22 protein-coding genes are annotated in these 22660 nt (G+C 37.5%); 14 read left to right on the plus strand and 8 right to left on the minus strand.

Annotated elements, in window-relative coordinates:
• The first annotated feature begins 29 nt into the window (after positions 1-29).
• The 4 genes from hemY (at position 30) to ACFPYN_RS07970 (ending at position 4694) form a co-directional block, all read left to right on the plus strand.
• A complete protein-coding gene (gene hemY / locus ACFPYN_RS07955; protein ID WP_377733431.1) occupies positions 30-1445 on the plus strand; it encodes a protoporphyrinogen oxidase in 1416 nt (471 codons plus the stop codon).
• 105 nt (positions 1446-1550) lie between these two features.
• On the plus strand, positions 1551-1739 hold the full coding sequence (locus ACFPYN_RS07960) for a hypothetical protein (protein WP_377733432.1): 189 nt from the start codon (positions 1551-1553) through the stop codon (positions 1737-1739).
• 117 nt (positions 1740-1856) lie between these two features.
• On the plus strand, positions 1857-2426 hold the full coding sequence (locus ACFPYN_RS07965; protein WP_377733433.1) for a TetR/AcrR family transcriptional regulator: 570 nt from the start codon (positions 1857-1859) through the stop codon (positions 2424-2426).
• An 81-nt stretch (positions 2427-2507) separates the two neighbouring features.
• Positions 2508-4694 carry a YhgE/Pip family protein gene (locus ACFPYN_RS07970; protein WP_377733434.1) on the plus strand — a complete coding sequence of 729 codons (2187 nt, stop codon included), beginning with the start codon at positions 2508-2510 and terminating at the stop codon, positions 4692-4694.
• Positions 4695-4769: 75 nt separating this feature from the next.
• Here ACFPYN_RS07970 and yhfH read toward each other — a convergent pair whose 3' ends face one another.
• Entirely contained in the window at positions 4770-4895 is a 126-nt protein-coding gene (gene yhfH, locus ACFPYN_RS07975) for a protein YhfH (RefSeq protein ID WP_377733435.1), read from the minus strand.
• 139 nt (positions 4896-5034) lie between these two features.
• Between yhfH and ACFPYN_RS07980 the strand changes: the two genes are divergently transcribed.
• The 6 genes from ACFPYN_RS07980 (at position 5035) to ACFPYN_RS08005 (ending at position 12930) form a co-directional block, all read left to right on the plus strand.
• Positions 5035-6027: a lipoate--protein ligase gene (locus tag ACFPYN_RS07980; protein ID WP_377733436.1), complete on the plus strand. Its 993-nt coding sequence runs from the start codon at positions 5035-5037 to the stop codon at positions 6025-6027.
• A gap of 853 nt (positions 6028-6880) precedes the next feature.
• Positions 6881-7585 carry a winged helix-turn-helix domain-containing protein gene (locus ACFPYN_RS07985; protein WP_377733437.1) on the plus strand — a complete coding sequence of 235 codons (705 nt, stop codon included), beginning with the start codon at positions 6881-6883 and terminating at the stop codon, positions 7583-7585.
• Positions 7585-8619 (plus strand): sensor histidine kinase, encoded by a 1035-nt coding sequence (locus tag ACFPYN_RS07990; protein ID WP_377733438.1) that lies wholly within the window; start codon positions 7585-7587, stop codon positions 8617-8619. The genes ACFPYN_RS07985 and ACFPYN_RS07990 overlap by 1 nt, the downstream gene beginning before the upstream one ends.
• Positions 8597-9370 carry an ABC transporter ATP-binding protein gene (locus ACFPYN_RS07995; RefSeq protein WP_377733439.1) on the plus strand — a complete coding sequence of 258 codons (774 nt, stop codon included), beginning with the start codon at positions 8597-8599 and terminating at the stop codon, positions 9368-9370. The genes ACFPYN_RS07990 and ACFPYN_RS07995 overlap by 23 nt, the downstream gene beginning before the upstream one ends.
• Complete coding sequence (locus tag ACFPYN_RS08000; protein WP_377733440.1) at positions 9342-11279, plus strand: FtsX-like permease family protein; 1938 nt, start codon at positions 9342-9344, stop codon at positions 11277-11279. Before ACFPYN_RS07995 ends, ACFPYN_RS08000 begins: the two co-directional genes overlap by 29 nt.
• 97 nt (positions 11280-11376) lie before the next feature.
• Entirely contained in the window at positions 11377-12930 is a 1554-nt protein-coding gene (locus tag ACFPYN_RS08005; RefSeq protein WP_377733441.1) for a fatty acid--CoA ligase family protein, read from the plus strand.
• 282 nt (positions 12931-13212) lie between these two features.
• Here ACFPYN_RS08005 and nadA read toward each other — a convergent pair whose 3' ends face one another.
• Genes nadA through nadB form a run of 3 tightly spaced genes read right to left on the minus strand, consistent with a single transcriptional unit; the run spans position 13213 to position 16696 of the window.
• The gene (gene nadA, locus ACFPYN_RS08010; protein WP_377733442.1) at positions 13213-14307 is read right to left on the minus strand and encodes a quinolinate synthase NadA; all 1095 of its coding nucleotides are present in this window, start codon (positions 14305-14307) and stop codon (positions 13213-13215) included.
• Positions 14304-15158, minus strand: a complete 855-nt coding sequence (nadC, locus tag ACFPYN_RS08015) for a carboxylating nicotinate-nucleotide diphosphorylase (protein ID WP_377733443.1) — start codon at positions 15156-15158, stop codon at positions 14304-14306. Before nadC ends, nadA begins: the two co-directional genes overlap by 4 nt.
• Positions 15155-16696, minus strand: coding sequence for an L-aspartate oxidase (nadB, locus tag ACFPYN_RS08020; RefSeq protein ID WP_377733444.1), 1542 nt, complete (start codon positions 16694-16696; stop codon positions 15155-15157). The genes nadC and nadB overlap by 4 nt, the downstream gene beginning before the upstream one ends.
• A gap of 114 nt (positions 16697-16810) precedes the next feature.
• Here nadB and ACFPYN_RS08025 point away from each other — a divergent pair, with 114 nt between their 5' ends.
• Complete coding sequence (locus tag ACFPYN_RS08025) at positions 16811-17947, plus strand: IscS subfamily cysteine desulfurase (protein WP_377733445.1); 1137 nt, start codon at positions 16811-16813, stop codon at positions 17945-17947.
• A 17-nt stretch (positions 17948-17964) separates the two neighbouring features.
• Here ACFPYN_RS08025 and ACFPYN_RS08030 read toward each other — a convergent pair whose 3' ends face one another.
• The gene (locus tag ACFPYN_RS08030; RefSeq protein WP_377733446.1) at positions 17965-18291 is read right to left on the minus strand and encodes a GNAT family N-acetyltransferase; all 327 of its coding nucleotides are present in this window, start codon (positions 18289-18291) and stop codon (positions 17965-17967) included.
• Positions 18292-18528: 237 nt separating this feature from the next.
• Here ACFPYN_RS08030 and ACFPYN_RS08035 point away from each other — a divergent pair, with 237 nt between their 5' ends.
• Complete coding sequence (locus ACFPYN_RS08035; RefSeq protein ID WP_377733447.1) at positions 18529-18693, plus strand: hypothetical protein; 165 nt, start codon at positions 18529-18531, stop codon at positions 18691-18693.
• Positions 18694-18741: 48 nt separating this feature from the next.
• Here the strand turns inward: ACFPYN_RS08035 and ACFPYN_RS08040 are convergent, their stop codons facing one another.
• Positions 18742-18879, minus strand: a complete 138-nt coding sequence (locus ACFPYN_RS08040; RefSeq protein ID WP_377733448.1) for a hypothetical protein — start codon at positions 18877-18879, stop codon at positions 18742-18744.
• Entirely contained in the window at positions 18879-20168 is a 1290-nt protein-coding gene (locus tag ACFPYN_RS08045; RefSeq protein WP_377733449.1) for a helix-turn-helix domain-containing protein, read from the minus strand. Before ACFPYN_RS08045 ends, ACFPYN_RS08040 begins: the two co-directional genes overlap by 1 nt.
• A gap of 267 nt (positions 20169-20435) precedes the next feature.
• Between ACFPYN_RS08045 and ACFPYN_RS08050 the strand changes: the two genes are divergently transcribed.
• Positions 20436-20732 (plus strand): DUF3006 domain-containing protein, encoded by a 297-nt coding sequence (locus ACFPYN_RS08050; RefSeq protein WP_377733450.1) that lies wholly within the window; start codon positions 20436-20438, stop codon positions 20730-20732.
• A 102-nt stretch (positions 20733-20834) separates the two neighbouring features.
• Here ACFPYN_RS08050 and ACFPYN_RS08055 read toward each other — a convergent pair whose 3' ends face one another.
• Positions 20835-22127: a helix-turn-helix domain-containing protein gene (locus tag ACFPYN_RS08055; protein ID WP_377733451.1), complete on the minus strand. Its 1293-nt coding sequence runs from the start codon at positions 22125-22127 to the stop codon at positions 20835-20837.
• A gap of 235 nt (positions 22128-22362) precedes the next feature.
• Between ACFPYN_RS08055 and ACFPYN_RS08060 the strand changes: the two genes are divergently transcribed.
• Positions 22363-22572 (plus strand): hypothetical protein, encoded by a 210-nt coding sequence (locus ACFPYN_RS08060; RefSeq protein ID WP_377733452.1) that lies wholly within the window; start codon positions 22363-22365, stop codon positions 22570-22572.
• The last annotated feature ends 88 nt before the right edge of the window (positions 22573-22660 follow it).

The following is a 22660-nucleotide window of genomic DNA, read 5'->3' on the forward strand; positions in this document are numbered from 1 at the left end:
GTAAACTGAAATCGAAAGTGATGATGACTGTGTCTCAAGAAAAACGAAAAGTAGCAATTATAGGTGGCGGAATTACTGGGTTAGCAGCTGCTTATTACATGCAAAAAGAAGCGAAAGAAAAAGGCTATCCTCTCGAAGTCGTGTTGATTGAAGCAACTCATCGTCTAGGTGGAAAGATTCAAACTGTACGAAAAGATGGATTTATTATAGAGCGTGGGCCAGATTCATTCTTAGCACGTAAAAAAAGCTTTGGCATATTAGCTGAAGACCTTGGCATTAGTGATCAACTTGTCAGTAATGCAACTGGGCAGGCTTATATACTGGTCAATGATGGCCTTTACCCAATTCCGGGAGGCTCTGTCATGGGGATTCCTACACAAATATCGCCTTTCGTTACTTCGGGACTGTTCTCATGGAGCGGTAAATTCCGCGCAGCTGGTGATTTCATTTTACCTAAGTCCTCGGTTAATGGAGATCAGTCGGTAGGACAATTTTTACGCAGACGTTTTGGTGGTGAAGTAGTTGAAAATTTAATTGAACCTTTATTATCAGGAATCTATTCAGGAGACATTGATAAAATGAGCCTCCAGGCAACGTTTCCCCAGTTTTATAAACTGGAACAGGAACATCGCAGTCTGATTATCGGTTCGAAAAAAACTGCTCCAAAACAACCCGTACAAAAGTCCAAAGAAGGTATTTTCCGTACTTTTAAAAATGGCTTAGAAACGATTGTGGAAGCAATAGAAGAACAGCTCGAACCAGGCTCCGTGATGAAAGGTGTCCGTGTAAAAAGGTTCGAACGAGTTGGGGGAAAAGTGAATCTATTCCTCAATAACGATTCTGAAATGCTTCTAGATCAATTGATTATTGCTACGCCACATCTTGCAGCTCTTCCGTTATTCGAAGAGCATGGCTTAATGACTGATTTCCAGGACATGCCTGCTACTTCGGTAGCGACTGTTGCCATGGCTTTTAAAGAAGAAGCGGTTACACAAGAAAGAGAAGGCACAGGATTTTTGGTGTCACGAAATAGTGATTATTCCATCACAGCCTGTACCTGGACTCATCGTAAGTGGCCAACGACCACTCCAGATGGACATGTGTTGATTCGTGGATTTGTGGGTCGACCAGGTGATGAGTCTGCAGTGGAATTATCCGATAGTGAGCTTGAAAAAGTCGTTCTCTCGGATTTGAGAAAAACCATAAAAATTGATCAAAACCCTATATTCTCGGTGGTCACTAGATGGAGAAATGCTTCTCCCCAATACGTGGTTGGGCATAAAGAAAAAGTGGCTAAGGCGAAAAAAGAAATTCAAGAACATTTTCCTATGATTAAACTTGCTGGAAGTTCTTATGAAGGTTTAGGATTACCGGATTGTGTCGATCAAGGTAAAGCCGCTGTAGGTCAAGTATTGGAAGAATTGTTTGTGAATCCAATTAAATAGTATGGTTAATCCAAGTCCCACCATGGGCTTGGATTTTTTTCTTTTTGATTAATAAATGATGTATATTTAAATTAAGATAAAATGAGTTTAGGAGTGAAGAATAGCATGTATGCCATATTAAAATTTTTAATTTTCATGATCTTAATATATGTATTTGATTATCTCTTGAAAATCACCATCTTCCATCCATTAGGTTTTGATGGAATCATGAGCCTTTTTGTGCGATCCATTATCGCAACGGCATTGGCTATTATTAGCTCGTATTATATTTTACGTATGATGGATGATTTATAAAGAAGAAAAGAATGATCCTATTTATTCTTGCATTGTATACACAAAACAAGTAATATAATGACTAAATGACCGATATGGTTTTTTGGTCATTTTTTATTGAAGTGAGGTGACATACTAATGGATCGACGACAGGAAATTTTAGAAGCTGCAACGAAATCATTTTCTTTATTTGGCTACAAAGCGACTACGATGGATCAAGTAGCAAAGCTTGCGAATGTTGGTAAAGGAACAATTTATACGTTTTTTGCCAATAAAGAAGAATTGTTTCATGAAATCGTCTTTGCGATGATTAATGAAATGAAAGTAGAAAAAGATGCGATCATTTCTGACCAGTTTTCGTTCCAGGAAAATGCCCATCTCGTGTTGATGAAAATGCTGGAATTCCGTGAACGACACGCCTTGTTAGCTAAATTGATTGCTGAAGAAAAAGATATGCAAACACCAATCGTTCAAGCTGTTCTTGTTAAAGTAGAACAGGAAATTGTAAGCTATATCGCAGAGCATATCGAACGAGCTACCGCTAAGGGAGAAATAAGACAAGTTGATGTCGAACTTGTTGCTTATTTATTATTTAAAGCTTATATGGCTTTTGCAGTAGATTGGCAAGTAACACATGACCATGCTTTATCAGAAGAAAAAATTGTAGCTGTATTTAGCGACACAATTTTTCGCAGTCTCATCAAATGAGACTCTTTTTTTGGAGTGATATGACCAATTGAACGTTTTGGTCAATGAGTTTTAAAGAGATTATATTAGGAGTGGATTTTAATGATAAAACAAGAATTCTTAAATATCTTTAAGAATAAAAAATTACTTATTCCGGTACTAGCTGTGCTTTTTATCCCCGTATTATATGCAGGAATGTTTTTGTGGGCGTTCTGGGATCCTTATGAACAGTTAAATGAGCTACCGGTAGCTATTGTTAATGAAGATGTAGGAGCAGAATTAGACGGTGAGCAATTGTCTGTAGGAAAAGATGTTACAAAGAAACTAATTGAAGGTAAACAATTTCACTTTGTAGAAGTATCAAAAGAGCAAGGTGAAGAAGCACTTGAAAATCAACAGTATTATATGGTGATAGAAATCCCTTCAAACTTTTCACAACACGCAACGACATTGCTCGATGAACATCCTGAAAAATTAATGATTGAATACAAACCAAATGAAGGCTTTAACTTCTTATCAGCACAAATTGGTGATACTGCAATGGAAAGAATTCGTGCAGAGGTAAATAAACAAGTCGTTGCAAGCTACTCAGAAAAACTCTTTGCCTCTATATCGGAAATGGGTGATGGTTACGAGGAAGCTGCAAACGGAGCTGGGAAATTAACTGATGGTGCACATGAAATATCTTCTGGTGCAACAGATTTAAAAGGATATTTAGAACAATTAGCTAGCGGTTCTGTAGATTTAGCAGATGGTTCTACTAAATTAGCGTCAGGTACCGTAAAGGCATCAAACGGAGCGGGTGAACTGAACACAGGGCTTGGCAAGTTAGTTTCAGGAGCAAGTCAACTTCAACAAGGCTCCAGTCATCTATCTACTGGAGCTGGTCAGTTACAAAAAGGTGTTACCACTTATACACAAGGAGTCGCACAAGTATCGTCCGGTATGGCTACTGCCAACGAAAAAGAGCAACAACTTGTAGCTGCGTTAAATCAACTTCAAGAAGGTGCAACCACTGCAAATCACTCAATAGGGCAACTAGCTGGAGGGGCATCCCAAGTAACATCTGGAATCGAAACATTATCACAACAAATGGCACCGATTTTAGCCACTTTACCTGAAGAACAACAAGTGGCTCTCAAAGGAGCATTCGCTCAACTACAACAAGGAAGTTCACAAGTTTCTGAAGGTTTAGGTGCACTTCAAGGTGGAACGGAACAGCTAAGTGGTGGCTTAAACCAAGCTTCGGTGGGAGCTGGGAAATTAGCGGCTGGCCATATAGAAGTAGCAAAAGGGCTTACGACATTAACTCAGTCTTCCTATACATTAAATGAAGGAGCTTCAGCCTTAGCAACTGGAAGTGGCACACTTACAAACAAATTAAGTGATTTTGAAAAAGGTGTACAAAGTGCATCTTCTGGAAGTCAAAAACTTTCTAGCGGTTTACAACAACTTGTAGAAGGATCAAACCAGCTAACTTCAGGTACTTCTGAACTTGCATTAAAGTCGGGTGAACTTGCAGTTGGATCAAGTAAGCTAGTAGATGGAACAGCAAAACTTGAGCAAGGCACAACCACTTTACAAGATAAACTGTCAGATGCTTCAATTAAAGCGAATGATGTAAATCCAACAGATGACACAATTGAGATGGCATCTTCTCCAGTTGAAGTTACAAAATCAGCTATTAATCACGTACCAAACTATGGTACAGGTTTTGCTCCTTACTTCTTGTCACTAGGGCTATTTGTAGGGGCGTTAATGATTTCAATTGTCTTCCCACTTGTCCAATCAGCAATTCCGCCAACCAGTGGATGGGCTTGGGCAACAAGTAAAATGGTCGTCTTAGGTATAGTTGGTGTGGCACAAGCATTGACCGCTGTTGCCATTTTACTATTCGGTTTAGGGTTGGAACCCGTCAATCTTGGGTGGTTTATCGCTACCGCCATCATGACAAGTTTTACGTACTTAGCGATTGTTCAATTACTCGTATCTGTTCTTGGTGATAGTGGGCGTTTCGCTACCATCTTAGTTCTCATCTTGCAGTTAACAACGAGTGCTGGTACATTCCCACTTGAATTGATTCCAAGACCGTTGCAAATCTTTAACCAATGGTTACCGATGACATATTCCGTTCAAGGATTCAAAGCAGCGATATCTTCCACCGATATCAGTTTTATTCAATGGAATGTGGGTATCTTATTTACATTCTTTATGGTCTCTGTAGCATGTACCATTTCTTACTTCCTTGTTCTATTTAAACGACGCTTTTCACATATTCAACAAGCATAAAAACAGCCGTTCAGGAGAAAATCCTGAACGGCTGTTTTTTACGGGTAATAACTTGAGTGGCGCTTTTGGCGTTACTTATAAGTGATTACATTTGTCGCACGTAGTACCATAGCACTCATGTTGCTCTTCGATTTTTTCTCCACATTGTGTACACTTTTTCGGCGGAAGATTTTTAAAAAATTCGATTACGTTTTCAAGCATGTCGTTAACCTCCTTTTTTGTACTGTACTAGTACTGTTATTCTTTATAGTATTGTATTATAACAGTCAGACATTTGTCAACACAAAAAGTGAATTATCATTTATAGTGTATGTAGCACGTTTAAAAGGAGCGATACTCTATGTATTTTATTGATAATAAAGGAATTACAGATCCTCGCATTAATTTAGCGATTGAAGAATACGCATTGAAAACAATGGACGTTGATAAAGATTCATTTTTTCTGTTCTATATCAATGAACCAGCCATTATTATCGGCAAAAACCAGAACTCGATAGAAGAAATAAATACTGACTTTGTCGACATCAATGGAATTCACGTGGTTCGTCGTTTATCTGGCGGAGGAGCAGTGTATCATGATCTTGGAAACTTGAATTTTAGTTTCATCACAAAGGATGATGGAGATAGCTTCCGTAACTTTAAAAAGTTCACACAACCAATTGTTGATGCATTGAAGGAAATGGGCGTTGACGCAGAATTATCTGGACGCAATGACATCTTAGCTGAAGGACGGAAAATTTCTGGTAATGCACAATTCACGACAAAAGGTCGTATGTTTAGCCATGGCACATTGATGTTTGATACTGAAATCGATGCTGTAGTATCTGCACTTAAAGTACGTAAAGATAAAATCGAATCAAAAGGTATCAAATCAATACGTAGCCGAGTTGCCAACATTACTGAGTTTTTGGAACAGAAATCAACAATTGAAGAATTCCGATTAACATTACTTAATTCGATTTTTGGTGGCGAAGAAAACATTAAAGAAATGGTATTAACTGAACAGGATTGGACAAATATTAAAGAATTATCAAAACAGCGTTACGGTAACTGGGATTGGAACTATGGAAAATCGCCAGCTTTTAATATGGCTCATTCTGAACGTTTCCCTACTGGAGGCATCGATGTTCGTTTACAAGTGAAAAATGGACTGATTGAGGATGCACATATTTATGGTGACTTCTTTGGCGTTGGTGACGTAGCCGACATCGAAAACCGTTTAGTAGGTGTGTCATATGAAAAAGCAGTGATTTCTGAAGCACTTGGGGATTTAGAAATTAGCACATATCTTGGTGGCATAACAAAAGAACAATTTCTTCAATTAATTTATTAAGAAAACCTTTATGAGTCTGACTTCGGTCAGGCTTTTTATTTAAAGATAAAGTAAATAATTTTAGTTCCATAAATCTAGTGTTTTAGGTGCTTTGGGCAAAAAAATGATTCATTAATAGTGTTGATTTCCGTTTCAAGCGGACGGTGAGCCTCCTCGGTCGCTTTGCGATCTGCGGGGTCTCACCTGTCCCACTGATCCCGCTGCAAAGATATTGGACGAACTGTCATTCGTCCGATATCTTTGCGACGAGTAAGCGCAGGAGCAGATGTTTTCACGCCGCATTCCACTACAATCCACGAATTGAGTAGTAACCAACAAGAAAATCTATCAATTGTTTATTGATAAGACACCAAAAAATGATTCTAAGTTAAGTACTAGAGATAGAACCAACCTATAATCGTAGTTGCCAGCTATATTAGTTAATTGAAGCGCAGGTGGCGACTTCTGAAGGAATAGCAGATGTTTTCTGCACCGAAAGCGAAGCGGCAGGTGCATGAACTGAAGACCCCGCATAAAAGATGCTGGCCAAGAGGCAGTATCTTTGCGACGAGTAACCGCAGGAGCAATCTTCTTTGCGACGAGTAACCGCAGGAGCACATGTTTTTGCAGTGACGAGGAGACTGAAGCCCTGCCCGCGAAAAGCGTCCACCGTAGCGGAAATCAACAGGCTACTATTGTTACTCTTCTTAAAAGAACCGGGCGAACTTTGCCTGGTTTTTCATATTGTCAGGTCCATTATGAGGTTGTAGCTGCCTAACTAACCGTAAGCCTTACTCCTTCGTAGTCGAGCAAGAGTGGCACTTTGAGCTTTTCTTAAGTACAATTAAGAAAAAGAGTAAAGGGTGATGAATAGATGTCGACACATCGAATTTATATTGTAGAAGATGATCGTAAAATCGCCTCACTACTTGCCGATACGTTACGTAAATATCATTATGAAGTGAAAACGGTTCAAGATTTCGATCTTATTTTAGAAGAGTTTGAAGCGTTTGATCCACACCTCATTTTGTTGGATATTAATTTACCTTCTTATGATGGGTACTACTGGTGCCGTCAGTTCCGAACAAAAACAACATGTCCAATTTTGTTTATTTCAGCACGATCAGGAGATATGGACCAAGTTTTCGGACTAGAAAATGGGGGGGATGATTTCATCACGAAACCTTTTCATTATGAAATCGTCTTAGCCAAAATAAGAAGTCATTTACGAAGAACTTACGGTGAGTATGCATTGAAACAAGAAGAACGTACCATCAAACTTGGCAAACTATGTTTATATTTAGAGCGCATGGAACTTCATTTTGTTTCTCTTGAAATTCCTCTGCAAAAAAGAGAGTGTACAATATTAGAGCTTTTGCTAAGCCAGTCACCGAAAGTTGTTACTCGCGAACAATTGCTCGAAGAACTATGGGACGACCAAGCTTTTGTTGATGAAAATACTTTAAACGTAAACATGACTCGTGTTCGTAAAAAGTTACAAGACTATGGCATAACTTCTACGATTGAAACTGTGCGAGGAGCAGGCTATCGTTTTGTAATAAGTGCGGAGGAGTCATGATGAGTTTTCGCTTGTTTTTAAAAGAACATGCTGCGTATGTGATATTTCAACTAATTATGGTGATCTTTATCATGTCATTATATTGGTTGGATGGCTTTCGAAATATCGATACCGGAATATATTCTTTTGTTATTAGCACATTATTAATTTTATCGTTCTTATTTGGACGATATGTGAAGCGCTATACTTTTTATCACAAAGTATTGTCTCAACCAAAACATATGGAAGCGGCACTGCAGCGCGATGGGAAGTCTCCCGAGCAGCTCCAAGTTGAAAAATATCTTCATGGGTTTTATCGTTTATATCAAAACGAAGTAGAAGCCTTGTACGCCAATCAAAATCGTCATTTGCAATTTATGAACCAATGGGTACATCAAATGAAAACACCATTATCAGTTGCTGAACTGCTTCTTCAAGAAGATGGGGATCTCGATAAAAAAAGTATGCAAGAAGAAATTGATCGACTAAAAAGAGGACTTGATTCTGTTTTGATCAATGCTCGCCTCGATACTTTTGAGCAAGATATGCAAATTGAACAAGTACAATTAAAAACATTAGTATCAGAAGTAGTGTCAGAAAATAAACGTTTATTTATTACACATCACGTATATCCCGTCATTTCGATTGATGAAAAATTCATCGTTCCAACGGATGCAAAATGGATGCGATTTGTCATCGGTCAGTTCATTACAAATGCTGTAAAATACACGTTTGAAGAAGGCAAAAAAGTACATATTCACGCAACCTGTCAACAAGGACAAGTACTACTGTCGATTCAAGATGAAGGAATCGGCATACCAGCAACTGATCTTCCTCGCGTCATGAAAGCATTTTTCACTGGTGAAAATGGACGAAAAACGGGTGAAAGTACGGGAATGGGTTTGTATTTAGCCAATGAAATTTGTGAGAAACTCGGTCATAAAATGAGCATTATGTCTGAGCAAGGCAAAGGAACGGTTGTTTCAGTACTGTTTCAACATCATGAAGTAACAGAGAGAGGTGAATCGGAAGATGACCATTTTGAAAATGGCTGAAGTGACCAAAGTGTACGAGGGAAAAGTGACGCATCGTGCGATTAATCAACTAAGTTTTGAAGTCAATAAAGGTGAGTTTGTCGCAGTGATGGGTCCTTCAGGAAGCGGTAAAACGACATTACTTAATCTGATCTCAACTATCGATTCGGCCACTTCTGGTACCATTACCATTGATGGACAACGCCCTGAAGAAATGACTAAAACCGAGTTGGCTCTTTTTCGTCGGAGACAACTCGGTTTTGTCTTTCAAGACTTTAATCTGCTACAAATGCTTACAGTAGAAGAAAATTTGGTGCTTCCTCTAACATTAGACGGAATCCCAATTGACGAAATGAAAAGAAGAATAAAGGAATTAGCTAAAAAATTAGACTTAGACCAAATTCTTGAAAAACGTCCTAATGAAATTTCTGGTGGACAAGCGCAACGTACGGCAATTGGTCGTGCACTTATCCACAAACCGAACTTTATTTTAGCAGATGAGCCCACAGGGAATTTGGATTCTAAGGCATCCCGTGATGTGCTTGAACTGTTAGCAAAAGTAAATCAAGAACAAAAAACAACCATTTTAATGGTTACGCACGATCCAATTGCAGCAAGTTATTGCGATCGTGTAATTTTTATTAAAGATGGCGAGTTTTTCAATGAGATCTATAGTGATGATCGCAGACAAACCTTTTTCCAACGCATTTTGAATGTGCTGTCCTTGCTAGGGGGCAATGTCAATGACCTTTCGACAATTCGCTTACCGTAACGTCATAAGAAATAGACGGATTTATGCAGCTTTTTTCATGGCGAGTATGTTTTCGGTGATGGTATTTTTCATGTATTCCATGTTGCTATTTCACCCCAAAATTGAAGATGAGTTTTTAAGGGAATTTGCAGCGTCCGGAATGATTGTAGCTGAAATCATTTTATATATCTTTACATTATTTTTCTTGTTCTATTCCATGAGCGCTTTCTTGCAAGCACGTTCCAAAGAGTTTGGTTTACTCCTTCAACTTGGAATGGAAAAGAAACAATTAAATCAATTGATTTTCTTAGAAACCATGTTGATTGGTGCTGTATCTGTTGCCACGGGCATCTTTTTTGGTTACGCTTTCTCTAAATTTTTCTTCATGATTGTTCGTGAATTATTACAATTAGAAAGCTTGCCGTTGTATGTTTCTTTTAAACCATTCGCTTTGACAGTAGGCGCATTTTTTAGCCTATTCGTCATTATTGCGATGACAAGCGTAGTATTTATCCGAGAACAAAAAATTATTGAACTTATTCGTGGATATTGGAAAACTGATGAGCTGCAAAACTATTCAACGGTGAAAGCCTATCTTGGGATTGGCATGTTGTTATTTGCTTACGGGGCAGCTGCTTTTACTTCGATGAATGTTGTGCTGGCACTAGCCATTGTCTTGCCACCTTTAGCAGCATTTGGGACCTATTTTTTCTTTACCCACAGTGTCTTGTTTTTGCTACATCAAATTAGAAAAAGAAAGTCACTTTATTGGCAACCATATCGCTTAATTGCTATATCGGAAGTAGCTGTGAAATTGCGTGAAAATGCTCAGATGTATTTTATCGTTACCATCGTTTCAACCGTTGCCTTTCTGTCTGTTGGGACGCTTACTTCTTTATCGTCCTATACAGGTCAATTTCGTCAGTTAAACCCATTATCACTTATTTATTCAAGTGAATTGACGAATCCGTATGAATCCGACCATATATCTTCATTACGAAAAGAATTAGAAGAGCAAGGCTTGTCCTATACTCTTGTGCCATTTTTAATTAAACAACAAACATCCTCTTTTTCGCAGAATTCAGTTGATGTATTGAGAGAGTCTGATGTAAATAGCTTGGCCATTGCCCTTGGATCACCCCTTATTGAGTTAGAAACGGGGGAGGCAATGTTTATACCGTATTCAGAGGAATCGGTCGATAGTTTAACCAATAAAGAAATACAAACAGTCCTTGAAGAAAGTAATGTCCCTATTCAAATTCGTGGTGTATATCCACAAATGTTGTTTCCTTCTATGATTATCGGGTCGAACATAATAGCTATTAGCGACGAAGATTATCAATTAATAGACGAACCGTTTAATGGGAAAACGAAAGAGGATTCTTCCTATAAATTTTTTGCATTTCACGTAGCTGAATGGGAACGGACAAAGTCAATCGGATTAGAAATAGATTCTCAAGTGACGGATACAATTTATGATGGTGGATTTGCTAATCTTCCGTTTTATTTTGAGAACCCAGGTTTGAATTATTCGGTTATACGCGCAACGTTTTCTTTATTGTTATTTACAGGTTTAATGGTTGCAGCTGTCTTGTTACTGGCAGCAGGGAGTTTTGTAAACTTCAAATTGTATACGGGCTTAGAGAGAGATAAACGGCAATTTGATTTATTAAAACGAATGGGGTTAACCGATCAAGAATTAATTAAAATCGTCAATCGTCAACTCATCCCGCAATTTTTCTTGCCCTGGGGAATTGCCATGTTGCATAGTGCATTCTCATTCTTATCATTGCAAGTTATCTGGAGGAATTTAGCTGAAGTTTCTATTTTAAGTGAGATGATCTTAGTATTGGTTGGATTTACCTTCATTCAAGTCATCTATTATTTCTTAATTCGTTGGCGCTATATTGCACATGTACGGGCATCGTGAAAATTCACGGTGCTTCTTGTATTGACAGAACATTTCTTATATAATGAAAGTATTGAATAATGAATGAGTATTCATTCAATACAAAGGGGAAATACATATGAATTTAGTGTCTAGTGTTCGTGAAACTGCTTTACAACAACCGAATAAAACGGCTTATCATTTTATGGGTAACGATACATCTTATGCAGAGTTTGATCAATCAATTGCACGCTTTGCTTCAGCTTTACGTGAATTGGGTGTAGAAAAAGGCGACCATGTTGCTTTTTTACTTGGGAATACTCCACATTTTTTAATTTCTCTTTATGCAACGATGCGTTTAGGGGCAACGGCGATTCCTATCAATCCAATTTATACACCTGATGAGATTTCTTATATTCTACAGAACAGCGATGCCAAAGCAGTAATTGCGCTAGATATGTTATTGCCATTGATCGAAAAAGTTGCTGACGCATTCCCATCTGTTCTAACTTATGTAATCTGTGAAACAACACCAGAGGTAGGGGAAAAGATTGCTGCTCTTCCTGAAGGCGTTCGCAAGAAAGTGAAAACGTTTACACAGCTAATTAAGTCATCTTCTTCTGACGTATTACCAGTCGATATTTCACCAGATGACAATGCAGTTATCTTATATACTTCTGGCACAACAGGACGTCCAAAAGGGGCAATGTTAACACATGAGAATTTATTCTCAAATGCGCGTGATACTGCGGATTATTTAGGATTTACTGGTTCAGATAAAGTGTTAGCTACATTGCCAGTATTCCATGTTTTTGCACTAACTGTTGTGGTAAATGCGCCACTCTTAAAAGGAGCAACGGTTTTACTTGTTCCACGTTTTACTCCTCAAGATGTCTTTGACATGGCGAAAAATCAGCAAGCTACGGTTTTTGCAGGGGTTCCAACTATGTATAATTTCTTATATCAATCTCCTCAAACGAATGTCGAAGATTTTTCAACGATACGTTTGGCAATTTCAGGAGGGTCTTCATTACCAGTAGCTTTGCTACATAACTTTGAAGATAAGTTTAAAGTACGAATTTCAGAAGGCTACGGGTTGTCGGAGGCCTCACCTGTTACTTGTTTCAATCCACTAGATCGCGATCGTAAACCAGGATCAATTGGTATGTCAATTCGCAATGTGGAAAACCGCATCGTAAATGAATTAGGCGACGATGTTGCAGTGGGTGAAGTGGGAGAGCTTATCGTACGTGGACCAAACGTTATGAAAGGCTATTACAAAATGCCCGAAGAAACAGCAGCAACGATTCGTGATGGCTGGTTATATACAGGGGATTTAGCAAAAATAGATGAAGATGGTTATTTCTATATAGTGGATCGTAAAAAAGATTTAGTTATTGTTGGAGGCTACAATGTCTATCCACGTGAAGTAGAGGAAGTATTATTCGCACATCCAGGAGTAGTAGAGGCAGCTGTAATTGGAATGCCAGATGAAAACTTCGGAGAGGCAGTTCACGCGTATGTAGTCGTAAAAGATGAAAGCATCACTGCTGAAGCATTAAATGCATATTGTGCAGAACACTTAGCGAAATATAAAGTTCCTCGCAACTTCGAGTTTTTAACTGAATTACCAAAGAACACGACCGGAAAAATTTTACGTCGTTCGTTAAAAGATCTAGCACATTCTAAATAATAGACTACCAGACACATTTGAGTGTCTGGTTTTTTTGTGCATATTATTGAAAAGTATTTCGTTGCAACTTTGTGGATTTCGTTGCAACTTTTTTGGTTTGGTTGCAACTTTTCAAATTTCGTTGCAACTTTTTCGTTTTGGTTGCAACTTTTCAAATTTCGTTGCAACTTTTTCGTTTTGGTTGCAACTATCCAAAAACCTCCTAATTATCTTCCGTAAATTCCCCTGAAACTCCAAACAAAAAACCACCCCACAGATGTGGAATGGTCTCTATTTAGTCACTTACAGCATTTTCTCTAATGCCATCTTCGCTTCTACAGCAGTTTTACCATCGACTACAATTTGATTGATGACTCGACCTTCCACAAGTTCTTCTAGCACCCATGTTAAATGAGGCAAGTCAATACGGTTCATCGTCAAACAAGGGCACATAAAGGGGTTAAGGGATACAATATCACGGTCAGGATAAGTTGCGATTAAGCGGTTAACTAAATTCATCTCTGTTCCAATTGCCCATTTTGACCCAACTTCTGATGCTGCAATCATATCGATAATGTATTTCGTCGACCCTGCAAAATCAGATGCATGTACGACTTCATACGTGCATTCAGGATGTACGAGAATATGACGATCTGGTTCTTTGACCCGCAAATTAGCCACATGTTTAGGTAAGAAATTCATGTGTACTGAACAATGACCTTTCCACAAAATCACTCGGACATCTTCTACATCACATTGACGTTCTAACTTTTGTTTAATCGGATCCCAGATCGCCATCTGCTCTAAAGGAATCCCTAGTTTTACCGCTGTGTTTCGTCCCAAATGTTGATCAGGTAAAAATAGCATACGTTGTTTTTGTGTTAAAGCCCATTCGACCATTTCTTGTGCGTTGGAAGACGTAACAGTTGCGCCTCCATTGCGGCCAACGAATGCTTTTATTGCAGCGGTCGAATTAACATAAGTTAACGGGACGATTGTGTCTCCAAAATCTTTTTGTAATTCTATCCAAGCACGTTCTGTTTGATCAATATTCGCCATATCGGCCATCGAACACCCAGCACGCATATCTGGAAGGATGACAGCTTGTTTAGCAGTCGTTAAAATGTCTGCAGTTTCTGCCATAAAATGAACTCCACAAAAAATAATGTAGTCTGCTGTTTGTTTAGATGCGATCTGAGAAAGTTGTAAAGAGTCGCCAGTTACATCTGCATACATAATCACTTCGTCTTTTTGATAGTGGTGTCCTAGAATATACAAACGCTCACCAAGGAGGTTTTTTGCGTGTCGCGCACGCTGATGAAGTTCTTCTGTTGAAGTGTGTAAATAGTGAGTAGGCATCGCGTCAGCAAGCTGTAGTTCTTCTAATAATGATGTCATGAAAACAAAGCCTCCTTACTAGAAACAGATAAATTCATACTAATATCTATATTTGAAACACTATGTGTTAACGCGCCAATGGAAATAACATCAACACCTGTATGTCGATATGACTCCAACTTATATAAAACTATGCCGCCTGAAGCTTCAGTGCGAATAGAAGGAGGGACTAGTTTTGCCCAACGAGTCATCGTTTCAGGTGTTTGATTATCAAACATAATGACATGGGGTTGCGCTGCAATTGCTTCATGTAATTGTTGTTCCGTTTCCACTTCAACTTCAATCATAACCATATGTCCTAGCGATGCTCGAACTTTTTCTACGGCTTGTGTGATTGATCCTGCCGCTGCAATGTGATTATCTTTCAACATCACCGCGTCGTATAAACCAATGCGATGATTGTAGCCGCCGCCCATACGCACTGCATATTTTTCAAACATTCGAAGACCAGGTGTTGTTTTACGGGTATCGACTATACGTGTATGCGAAGAACCTAAAGTATTTACGCATGCGGCTGTTAATGTCGCGATAGCACTCATTCGTTGCACTAAATTTAACAACACACGCTCACCAGAAAGTAATGAAGCGACAGGGCCATATAATCGGACAATGGCTTCACCAGAAGTTACATAATCACCATCTGATTTTAATAATTCTACTTTTACCCCTTCATCTAGTATGCCGTACCCCCATTTAAAACAGTTCAGGCCAGCAACAACCCCGTTATCTTTAAAACGAACAATTGCTTCGCCTATATCCGTTTCACGGAATAAGACTGAAGACACGTCACGGTCTCCTATATCTTCAATTAAGAAATGTTTCAACGCTTCTTCTACTTTCAAACGGTTCATTTTACTGTCTCCTTACGTTCAATTTTGCGTGTACTAATCGACACTCCATAGATGGATTGTTCAATGACCTTTCCTGTCCATTCGTCACAAGAGGTAGGATAATCATGACGATAATGCCCACCTCTGCTCTCTGTTCTAAGCAAAGCGGATTTTGCTATTAAGCTACCCGCTGTATAACGGTGGATATAATCTATTTCTTGATTCGTATAATCGGTAAGATTTAGCGGATGGAGAGGGAAATCGTTAACGAATGCATGTAAGCTGGCCCCAGTCCGTATAATCCCAACTTGTTCGGTCATTCGAAGTTGCATGACATTGAAATGGCAAGTATTCATCAACTTTGAATAAACCTGTATGGAATGTTTGAAACCTTGAGGGGTCACTTTTTCTTGTAATCTTTTAGCTAATCTCTGGGCAAAAACAAGACCTTCTAATAGTGAATTACTTGCCAAGCGATTGGCGCCATGAACCCCAGTTGAAGCAACTTCACCAATGGCATATAACTGGGAAACGGATGTTTCACCGACATCATTCGTTTGTACTCCACCCATATGAAAGTGGGCACCTGGTCGTACGGGCAATAAATCTTGGACAGGATTAACACCATGACTCATGCAGTTTGCATAAATGGATGGGAATTTTTGATCAAAGCGATAAATGTGTCGTGCATCTAAAAACACAGGATCCCCTTTTTGCCAGTGCCACTCAATTACGCGGGCCACAATATCCCGTGGTGCAAGCTCTAGTAAAGGATGAACATCTTGCATGACACGTTCTCCATCTTGGTTAACGAGAAATGCGCCTTCGCCTCTAACTGCTTCGGAAATAAGACCGCATGATTTTCCATTCAACGTAAAAATAGTGGGATGAAATTGAACAAATTCTAAATCCTCTAAAATAGCACCCGCATGATAGGCTAGCGATAACCCGTCCCCAGTGGCAACAGATGAATTGGAAGTTTGACTGTAAAGCTGGCCAATTCCTCCCGTGGCAAGTATCACATGTCGCGCTTGTATGAAATGTCTATGACCATGTTCGTCACTTACTATTACTCCAGTACAGCGACCTTCATTAATTTGTAATTGCAAGACGGCGTGAAAAGGCAGACGCGTTACTTTTTCTTGAGTTTGTTTAAGCAGATATTGCATCAGCATCTTTCCAGTTTGATCGCCGCCAGCATGCAAAATCCTTCTTTGGGTGTGTGCAGCCTCTTGTCCGAGATTTGGATTTCCATTTGTGGTCGTGTCATAAGGAAGACCTTGTGACATGAGCTTCTCGACGAGCATTTTTCCTTCTTGAACAAGAATGTCAACTCGTTCGGAGTGTGCATGATTTGCAGTGGCAAGCATCGTATCAACGGCATGTCTCGAAGGTGAATCATAGGTAGCTAGGGAAGCTGCAATCCCGCCTTGAGCAAGAGCAGTATTACTAGTAAAAGGATCTTCTTTTGTGAGGATGGCAATAGACATAGAAGAGGGAAGAGAATGGGCTAGCATCAACCCTGCGACACCACCACCAATTATGCAAATATCAAACATTCTTTACACCAACTTTACTGGAAGTTTACAAGTGTCTTGACACTATTAATGACATAAAGATACAGTGATTACAAGAAGAAAATCATTTTTGGGAAGGAATTTGGTGAAAAGATGATGATTTACTTAGATTCCGCCGCTACATCGCCAATGAGAAAAGAAGCATTGGATGCCTATATAGAAGCAGCTACAACAGCTTTTGGAAACACTCAAAGTTTACATGATGCTGGTTCTACTGCAGCTGACTATGTAGCTTCGTGTAGACAAATGTGGGGACGTTTTTTTAATGGACGTGCTGAGGGAGTTTACTTTACGGCGAATGCTTCAGAAGGAAATCAATTAACGATTCGATCTCTATTAAGAGGAAGACCACCGGAGCTCAAGGACATTGTAACGACAAAATTAGAGCATGCCTCTGTCTTAACCACGATGCACGAATTAGAAAAAGAGGGATACCGCATTCATTACATTCCGGTAGATTCATATGGAGTTTTAGATATGCTAGCATTTGAACATACTGTAAGTCATGGAACCGCGTTAGTCGTCATGCAATTAGTTAACTCGGAAATGGGTGCCATTCAACCTGTTGCAGCGTGTGCCGAATATGCAAAGCTTGTAGGCGTTCCAATTCATTGTGATGTCGTTCAAGCGTTGGGAAAAATTCCTCTTGATGTGACTGAATTGGGCGTAACATCAGCTGTTTGCTCAGCGCATAAAATTGGTGGACCAAAAGGAGTTGGGATTGTTTATATTGATCCCTCCGTGCACTGGGAATCCGTATATGAAGGCACTACACATCAGCATGGATTTCGAGCAGGTACAGTCGATGTTCCAGCAATAGTAGCAGCTACAATTGCTGCTAAATATGCATTGGCTGATCAACCTCAAGCTTTTCAACAGGCATTGCGATTGCAAGCCCTTGTGTCAGAGCTATTACCTGAAGGCGTGCAAATGGTGGGGAGTAATTCCTCGAAATCCCCGTTTATTCAAGGACTAATTATGCCTCACGTTGAAGGGCAATGGATGATGCTTGAATGTAATCGTCAGCAAATTGCCATTTCCACAGGTACCGCTTGTAAAATCGGCTATGGCGAAGCGATGTCTGCAATGAGTGCGATGGATTATGAGAGTGATGTGGCAAGAAAATTTGTACGTATTTCGTTTAATCATCAGACAACATGTGGAGAAGTAGAAGCATTTTTAAAAGTCATAGAACAATCACTGATTCAAAACAAATTAAAAGCCACCCAATGAGTAGGTGGCTTTAGACGTTATAAGACATCTTGATAGTCGTTGTTACTTTCCAACACGTTTTTAGCAAATAGACATTCAGGAATGATTGTCTTATTTTCAGTTCGCGCATGTTCAGCGACTTTATTGACTAGTTGTTCTCCTAATCCTTGTTCTCTAAGTTCGTCTGAAACAAACGTATGATTAATCGTTATGCTTGAATCACTCGTTAAAATAAATGTGATTTCTGCTTGAGGCTGGTCTTCACTTTCTCCTACATAAAACTTTTGGTTGCCATGTTTGATTTCAGTCATCTGTAAACTCCTCTCATGCACTGCTAATATATTTCGCACCATTTCTGCCGTCACCGTATTCAGTGTAATAATATTAACTTGTCCATCTATTGGAGAAGAATACTATCGAGATTCTTACATCCAAACAGCAAGTTGAAGTGCAAGTTTATAACCAAGCAATTGATGGGTAATAGGTTGGGGTAAACTAAAGCTGAACCGATGAAGAGTCCATCACTTTAATTTAATGAAACTGAAACGACAGCACCTGCGTATTATACATATATAAGATTCGAGGGAAGGGAGAGAGTCAAATTGAATTTAGGTGATATCGTCTTTACGATCATTGTTTTTATTATTCCTCTACTCATCATAGGATTACTTATCTTTATGTTAATTTCAATGAAAAAACGCAAAGATCAGCTCAACCGGATAGAACAATCACTATCAGACGGCTTGTCCAAAAAGCAAATTAAATAAAAAAAGCAGGAACGACTTGAAATAAATCAAGTTGTTCCTGCTTTTTAATTAGTTTAGTGCAACAAATGATCCAGGTTGAATGCTTGTGATTCTTGGAATTTGATTGTCTGCATGTGTTGGTACTTGTTTTGCAAAACCAAAAATAATTATTGCTGCGAATAACATTACTATTAATTTTTTCTTCATTATAATTCCTCCAAATAAGTAATAGATTTTTGTGAAAATTGATATTCTAAGGCTTTTTGATACATTAAAGATGAATTTTTATACTTCCGGTGATAAATATATAAATCAGCTAATTTAATAGCATATTTATTAGCGTATCGAAAATCCATGGAACTTTCGAAATAATTAATTGTTGACTTAAAGAGGGACTCATTTTTTAAATCATTATTGTGCATCACGCTGTAAATATGAAAGTGATAATAATAAGAATTATTTTTTTCGGATGAGTTTAATTTTAACAATTCGAAACCTTTGTTGCACCATTCATTAATCTTGGTAATGTTTTTTTGTTTTGAGTATTCTTTGATTATAGAAAATATTGTTAATAAGTAACCTTCTGTATTATTAGGGCTATTTAAACTTACAATATAATACTCTATCGCTTTTAAATGGTTATTTTGTTGAGAATATAAATACCCTAAATTTTGGGTTATTATTCCTTCATATTGTTTATAGTTGAAATCCGTTGAAAGCTTTTTTGCAAATAAATAACTTTCTTCTGCGCTTTTATACTTGGCGGTTGAAGCTTGTGCTATTCCTTTGACTATATAACAATCAATCGCTCTTTTAAAAATTAAATTATCTTTATAAAAATTAAGAGCTTTAGTTGAGTATTCGATAGTATTCAATAAATGATTATTGGAGAGGTAAGAGATACTTAAAGCATTATAGAAATCAGCAATTTCCCATTCATCTAAATGAAATTTATTTATTAATTCCAAAGAAATTTCAAGGTGATTAAGTGAATCTTTGTATTGTTGATCCAAATAGAATAATAGTCCAGCATTCGTGTTAAATAAAAAATTTTGTCGATCGTCGAACTTTTCTTGCATTTGCTCCAATGCATTCATCAGATGTTTAACTGTATCAATATCAGTCTCTGTAATTAAATATAGTCGAAATAAATAGAGATTATACGTAAAAAAATTACTTTCATCTACAAAAAGAAAATTTTTCTTGTTATACGTTGTTAACTTTTCTACTACCTCGCTTTTATTTCTTTCAATAATTGCTTCTTTATAGAGCAAATAAAGTTCAGATAAAAATTTTAATTCTTGTTCAGTAGAAAGATCTTCATAATCTAATTCCAGTCTTTCCAATAGAAGCTGTAGGACATCTTCACTAGGTATGGTTTGGTTATTCTCAATCTTACTTAAGTAGGATGTGGAACATATACCCTTGGCTAGACTAACTTGTTTCATATTCTGTTGGATACGGGACATTTTAATAAGTAAACCGATATTATTCATATATCCACCTTTTATACTACTAGAGTAATTGAGTAATATCTACTATGCGATGTTGGGAAACATAATAGGAATACCTATAAAAAAACGAGTGTTTTGGAAAAAAGTTTCCCAACTTGTTTTTCTTCCTTATTCTATCTTAACGAATTATGATTATATTGTAACTAGTTAATCTATTAGTATTTCTTCAAATTCTACGTTTATTAAGAATATTTAGCAATTAATAACTTTCTACAAGCAAAAACATCATTTAAAAGGGAGCTGTTCACTATGTTTACAGGAAGAATGTACAAATTTGATCGATTTGAAGATGATTTAGCAGTTCTTTTGGAATTCCCTAATGAGTCTAATGTATTAGTGGTTCCAACAGATGATTTAAAGCGTGATATGAAAGTGGGCGACGTATTATTAGTAGATATTAAAGAAGAAGGATTTACTATTTCCAAGGTAAACAAGCGTACTGCGAATAAACAGAAGAATGCAGAATCACTTTGTTCATCTCAGAAAATTAACAGTTACTATATCGACTATGAACATGGTTGTTTAGTGTATACCACTGCAAGTTAACCTTCGCGTTCAAAGACATTTTCGCCAATGTCTCTGACATATACAGAAAAGCCTGTAACTATTTCCCCCGACCTCGGGAAATAGTTACAGGCTTTTTGCATTTTATAAATCTTCCCAATGGGAAATTTTCTGTTTTTTGAACATGTTTTCGTTTGAATAGGAAAAGTATTTTGCTGCATTCTTGTATTTGTTCTTTTCTTGATAAAAATTACCTAATAAGAGGGAGTATTTCTCAGCATGACGATAGTCTTTTATTTCTTTAAAATAGTTATATGCATCTATTGTTGCTTTTTCAAATAAAATTGCATCGGTTTCTTTAGCTAAATATACTGTTAAGTGGTGTTCGTATGTTCGGTGGCCATTGCTCTGAATTGCATTAATTATGGAAAGCCCAAATTCAGCCCATTTTATGATTTGTCTGGAGTTCTTTAATTTTGAGTATTCTTTTACTAATGAATAAATTGTAGGTAGTTTTTTTTCATTGTCTTCTTCTCTTGAATCAATGCTTTCTAAAAAGTATTCTATAGCTTTTTCTGAGTTACCTTTTACAGAAAATTTATTTCCTAAATTTTGTGTAATTAAGGGAAAATGTTCTTTTAAATTAAGCTGAGATGCAATCTTTTGAGCAAGTAATAAATTTTGATGAGATTCTTCATGTAAATATGATTCATCTTGAGCGATAGCTAACAATAGATAAGATTCAACAGTGCGCGAATTGTAAAACCCACTCTTGAAAAACTCTAAAGATTTTTGAAGGTATTCAATTGAGATCACCCATCGCTGTTGTGTTATATAACAATGCCCTAATAAATATTGAAAATCAGCTTCTTCCCATTTTTCAATATTAATTCGTTTAAAGTACTCAGTAGCTTTTTCATATGCTTGATTTGTTGAATTATAGTCCAACATAAATGAGTAATAGCTGCCTACGCATGAGTGAAATAAAAACATTTGGTAGTCATTAAAATCACTTGAAAGCTCAGATAAAGCCATAATTAACTCGCTTGTGTCATTTTGAATATCTTGCACAATCAGAGTCAATCGTAGGATCATTAGTTGATATGTGTAATAGTTGGTTGAGTCACTGAACAAATAGCGCTCATTATTAATTTCTTTCAATTGTTGAGCTGCAAGTTCACGGTCTTTATTCATAACAGCATTAAAATAGATCTCGCGTATATGTGCTAAATAGGTCTCATCATCTAAGTTTTTGTTTTGGGTAATAGAAAGTTCTAATCGATTTAGTAGTAAATCGATTACTTCTTGACTTGGAACAATTGAATTGTTTTCGATTTTACTGAGGTAAGAAGGCGTACAAATTCCTTGAGCAAGTGAAATTTGCTTCATATTCTTTCTGATTCTCTCAAGTTTGATGACGTGTCCAAAATTGTTCATGGGCGAAGTCTCCTCAGTTACTGCATTTTACTATGCCAATCTTTATCCTACTATACGTGGAAAGATCTTTAAACAAGTTAACGCAAGAAATTTATTTCATATATTTACTCTTATTATGCTCTAAATGTGAAAACATTCCCAACTTTTTCGACATTTTTCGACGTTTTTTTCAAGTATACTAATACTAAAGAAAGAAACGAACGACAATTCGACTGAATAGGGAAGGTGAGACGTCATGAAATATAGTGCACAAGTGTTTAAGGAGATGACAATTGATTGGATGCTTAATCGCATTCAGAGAATTTTAACCAAGCCCATTCACATTATTTCTTTCACATTTTTTGTGGTGTTTTTATTCTATGCCTTAACGTCCTTACTTCCTATTCTTGGAGAAGGTGTCATTGAAGTAAAGAAGCATATGAACACAGACGTATTTCATTTTTAACATAAGCTTTGTTAAAAAATTCTTTTGATACAAAAGAGTTCATTTACGCCTAAATCAAATGTGCGATAATTAACATTAAGTTTAACAG

It is taken from the genome of Paenisporosarcina macmurdoensis (assembly GCF_042658845.1).
GTDB classification, from domain to species: Bacteria; Bacillota; Bacilli; order Bacillales_A; family Planococcaceae; genus Paenisporosarcina; species Paenisporosarcina macmurdoensis.

Coding starts and splice junctions, on each gene's coding strand:
- ACFPYN_RS08040 (WP_377733448.1), bottom strand. CDS start 18,879: ATGAAGAAAAAATTAATAGTAATGTTATTCGCAGCAATAATTATTTTT.
- ACFPYN_RS07960 (WP_377733432.1), top strand. CDS start 1,551: ATGTATGCCATATTAAAATTTTTAATTTTCATGATCTTAATATATGTA.
- nadC (WP_377733443.1), bottom strand. CDS start 15,158: ATGAACCGTTTGAAAGTAGAAGAAGCGTTGAAACATTTCTTAATTGAA.
- ACFPYN_RS07965 (WP_377733433.1), top strand. CDS start 1,857: ATGGATCGACGACAGGAAATTTTAGAAGCTGCAACGAAATCATTTTCT.
- ACFPYN_RS07985 (WP_377733437.1), top strand. CDS start 6,881: ATGTCGACACATCGAATTTATATTGTAGAAGATGATCGTAAAATCGCC.
- nadA (WP_377733442.1), bottom strand. CDS start 14,307: ATGACATCATTATTAGAAGAACTACAGCTTGCTGACGCGATGCCTACT.
- ACFPYN_RS08060 (WP_377733452.1), top strand. CDS start 22,363: ATGAAATATAGTGCACAAGTGTTTAAGGAGATGACAATTGATTGGATG.
- ACFPYN_RS07980 (WP_377733436.1), top strand. CDS start 5,035: ATGTATTTTATTGATAATAAAGGAATTACAGATCCTCGCATTAATTTA.
- ACFPYN_RS08055 (WP_377733451.1), bottom strand. CDS start 22,127: ATGAACAATTTTGGACACGTCATCAAACTTGAGAGAATCAGAAAGAAT.
- nadB (WP_377733444.1), bottom strand. CDS start 16,696: ATGTTTGATATTTGCATAATTGGTGGTGGTGTCGCAGGGTTGATGCTA.
- ACFPYN_RS08005 (WP_377733441.1), top strand. CDS start 11,377: ATGAATTTAGTGTCTAGTGTTCGTGAAACTGCTTTACAACAACCGAAT.
- yhfH (WP_377733435.1), bottom strand. CDS start 4,895: ATGCTTGAAAACGTAATCGAATTTTTTAAAAATCTTCCGCCGAAAAAG.
- ACFPYN_RS07990 (WP_377733438.1), top strand. CDS start 7,585: ATGAGTTTTCGCTTGTTTTTAAAAGAACATGCTGCGTATGTGATATTT.
- ACFPYN_RS08050 (WP_377733450.1), top strand. CDS start 20,436: ATGTTTACAGGAAGAATGTACAAATTTGATCGATTTGAAGATGATTTA.
- ACFPYN_RS07970 (WP_377733434.1), top strand. CDS start 2,508: ATGATAAAACAAGAATTCTTAAATATCTTTAAGAATAAAAAATTACTT.
- ACFPYN_RS08025 (WP_377733445.1), top strand. CDS start 16,811: ATGATTTACTTAGATTCCGCCGCTACATCGCCAATGAGAAAAGAAGCA.
- ACFPYN_RS08045 (WP_377733449.1), bottom strand. CDS start 20,168: ATGAATAATATCGGTTTACTTATTAAAATGTCCCGTATCCAACAGAAT.
- ACFPYN_RS08000 (WP_377733440.1), top strand. CDS start 9,342: ATGACCTTTCGACAATTCGCTTACCGTAACGTCATAAGAAATAGACGG.
- ACFPYN_RS07995 (WP_377733439.1), top strand. CDS start 8,597: ATGACCATTTTGAAAATGGCTGAAGTGACCAAAGTGTACGAGGGAAAA.